Raw genomic sequence first — 2,207 nt, 5'->3', positions numbered from 1 at the left:
ATATCGTCAACGCCCGCTGCTCCTTTATTTCTCTTAACTCGCAAATAAGCCTGATTAAGGTTATTGCGATCCAAGACCTAGTCTTGGATAGTGACACTCATACCTTTACCTTCACCATAATCGGTTTGTCGGAAACGTGTAAACCAGACCTCCCCGGGTAAGAATATTAACTTTCGTACCATGTCACCGGTAGCTTTACTGAAAGCAACTTCGAGTAGTATGGGACTTTAGTTTGTATGGCAACCTTATCCAGTTACTCTCAGCCTTATAGCTACTTCTTGTTCATCGGTGCAGTACTTTGCCTTAGACTTCCTTCAGATTCCACCTCACAGTGGACACCCTTGTCCTCAGCTCATGGTTCCGACTACTACGGCCCATAGCGGACTTTCACCACCTAGCTAATACCCATGCCGGGCGCACCACCACTAAAAGGATTCCCGTCTATTGATGGGAATCCTTTTTTGTTACGTAATTTATCATAAAACAAAAGCAGCCAAGACATGTCTTGGCTGCTACAAACGGTCCGTACGAGACTCGAACTCGTGATCTCATCCGTGACAGGGATGCGTCCTAAACCAACTAGACCAACGGACCAAAATTGCGGGGGCTGGATTTGAACCAACGACCTCCGGGTTATGAGCCCGACGAGCTACCAGACTGCTCTACCCCGCGATAACAAAAAAGTGACCCGTGCGGGATTTGAACCCACGATACCAGCGTGAAAGGCTGGTGTCTTAACCACTTGACTAACGGGTCATAATAAACGGAGAAGGAGGGATTCGAACCCTCGCACCGCTCTCGCGATCTACACCCTTAGCAGGGGCGCCTCTTCAGCCACTTGAGTACTTCTCCAAATGGGCCTAAATGGACTTGAACCATCGACCTCACGCTTATCAGGCGTGCGCTCTAAACCAGCTGAGCTATAGGCCCATACAAAAGCGGGTAACGAGAATCGAACTCGCGACAACAGCTTGGAAGGCTGTGGTTTTACCACTAAACTATACCCGCATAATTATTAAATTAAATGGCGCGGGACGGAATCGAACCGCCGACACACGGAGCTTCAATCCGTTGCTCTACCAACTGAGCTACCGAGCCAAAACGGTCCGTACGAGACTCGAACTCGTGATCTCATCCGTGACAGGGATGCGTCCTAAACCAACTAGACCAACGGACCAAAATTGCGGGGGCTGGATTTGAACCAACGACCTCCGGGTTATGAGCCCGACGAGCTACCAGACTGCTCTACCCCGCGATAATAAAAAGGAGGATGAGGGATTCGAACCCTCGCGTCGCTCTCACGGCCTAGCGGTTTTCAAGACCGCCCCCTTCAGCCACTTGGGTAATCCTCCATAATAATATAGATAATAACAATCCATCACAGAAAGTTGATGGACCTTGTAGGACTCGAACCTACGACCGGGCGGTTATGAGCCGCTTGCTCTAACCAACTGAGCTAAAGGTCCAAAACAGCCAGTCAATCGCGGCGGGGGGGATCGAACCCTCGACCTCCCGGGTATGAACCGGACGCTCTAGCCAGCTGAGCTACACCGCGAAAACCTAATAGATTAATATTAGAATTAATCGGGAAAACAGGATTCGAACCTGCGACCCCCTGGTCCCAAACCAGGTGCTCTACCAAGCTGAGCTATTTCCCGAAAAATGCACCCAGAAGGAGTCGAACCTTCAACCTTCTGATTCGTAGTCAGACACTCTATCCAATTGCGCTATGGGTGCATAAAAAAGTGCCGAGGACCGGGATCGAACCGGTACGGTTATCACTAACCGCGGGATTTTAAGTCCCGTGCGTCTGCCAATTCCGCCACCCCGGCATTATAGAATTGACAAAGCGGAAGACGGGATTCGAACCCGCGACCCCCACCATGGCAAGGTGATGTTCTACCACTGAACTACTTCCGCATATATAAGTGCCGACTAGAGGATTCGAACCTCCGACCCCCTGTTTACAAGACAGATGCTCTGCCAACTGAGCTAAGTCGGCGTACACTTTTTATTATACCAAACCGTTACCTATTTGGCAATGAGCCGTGGCGGTCTCGAACCGCCGACCCTCTGATTAAAAGTCAGATGCTCTACCAACTGAGCTAACGGCTCATGAGCTTAATGCTCAATGGAGGATACAGGGCTCGAACCTGTGACCTCCTGCTTGTAAGGCAGATGCTCTCCCAACTGAGCTAATCCTCCAT

19 tRNA genes and 1 pseudogene are annotated in these 2,207 nt (G+C 50.2%); all 20 read right to left on the bottom strand.

The window, feature by feature from the left end:
• Nucleotides 1–143: pseudogene (locus NFR46_RS09350) on the bottom strand (group II intron reverse transcriptase/maturase); the annotation flags it as partial.
• A 376-nt stretch (nucleotides 144–519) separates the two neighbouring features.
• Nucleotides 520–594, bottom strand: a tRNA-Asp gene (locus NFR46_RS09345).
• Between the two features lie 4 nt (nucleotides 595–598).
• Nucleotides 599–672, bottom strand: a tRNA-Met gene (locus NFR46_RS09340).
• Nucleotides 673–684: 12 nt separating this feature from the next.
• A tRNA-Glu gene (locus tag NFR46_RS09335) sits at nucleotides 685–756 on the bottom strand.
• A gap of 8 nt (nucleotides 757–764) precedes the next feature.
• Nucleotides 765–852 (bottom strand) — tRNA-Ser (locus tag NFR46_RS09330).
• Nucleotides 853–855: 3 nt separating this feature from the next.
• Nucleotides 856–930: transfer RNA gene (locus tag NFR46_RS09325), tRNA-Ile, on the bottom strand.
• Between the two features lie 7 nt (nucleotides 931–937).
• Nucleotides 938–1,008: transfer RNA gene (locus NFR46_RS09320), tRNA-Gly, on the bottom strand.
• 17 nt (nucleotides 1,009–1,025) lie between these two features.
• A tRNA-Phe gene (locus NFR46_RS09315) sits at nucleotides 1,026–1,098 on the bottom strand.
• Nucleotides 1,099–1,102: 4 nt separating this feature from the next.
• Nucleotides 1,103–1,177: transfer RNA gene (locus tag NFR46_RS09310), tRNA-Asp, on the bottom strand.
• Nucleotides 1,178–1,181: 4 nt separating this feature from the next.
• Nucleotides 1,182–1,255: transfer RNA gene (locus NFR46_RS09305), tRNA-Met, on the bottom strand.
• A 9-nt stretch (nucleotides 1,256–1,264) separates the two neighbouring features.
• A tRNA-Ser gene (locus NFR46_RS09300) sits at nucleotides 1,265–1,352 on the bottom strand.
• A 40-nt stretch (nucleotides 1,353–1,392) separates the two neighbouring features.
• Nucleotides 1,393–1,466, bottom strand: a tRNA-Ile gene (locus NFR46_RS09295).
• Nucleotides 1,467–1,481: 15 nt separating this feature from the next.
• Nucleotides 1,482–1,555: transfer RNA gene (locus NFR46_RS09290), tRNA-Met, on the bottom strand.
• Nucleotides 1,556–1,584: 29 nt separating this feature from the next.
• Nucleotides 1,585–1,658, bottom strand: a tRNA-Pro gene (locus NFR46_RS09285).
• Nucleotides 1,659–1,663: 5 nt separating this feature from the next.
• Nucleotides 1,664–1,737: transfer RNA gene (locus tag NFR46_RS09280), tRNA-Arg, on the bottom strand.
• Between the two features lie 9 nt (nucleotides 1,738–1,746).
• Nucleotides 1,747–1,832 (bottom strand) — tRNA-Leu (locus NFR46_RS09275).
• A gap of 16 nt (nucleotides 1,833–1,848) precedes the next feature.
• A tRNA-Gly gene (locus NFR46_RS09270) sits at nucleotides 1,849–1,920 on the bottom strand.
• 9 nt (nucleotides 1,921–1,929) lie between these two features.
• Nucleotides 1,930–2,002, bottom strand: a tRNA-Thr gene (locus NFR46_RS09265).
• A 40-nt stretch (nucleotides 2,003–2,042) separates the two neighbouring features.
• Nucleotides 2,043–2,115, bottom strand: a tRNA-Lys gene (locus NFR46_RS09260).
• A 17-nt stretch (nucleotides 2,116–2,132) separates the two neighbouring features.
• Nucleotides 2,133–2,205: transfer RNA gene (locus tag NFR46_RS09255), tRNA-Val, on the bottom strand.
• Between the last annotated feature and the right edge of the window lie 2 nt (nucleotides 2,206–2,207).

The organism is Limosilactobacillus agrestimuris (genome assembly GCF_943193105.1).
Classification (GTDB): Bacteria; Bacillota; Bacilli; order Lactobacillales; family Lactobacillaceae; genus Limosilactobacillus; species Limosilactobacillus agrestimuris.
This window is presented reverse-complemented; position numbering and strand designations above follow the sequence as displayed.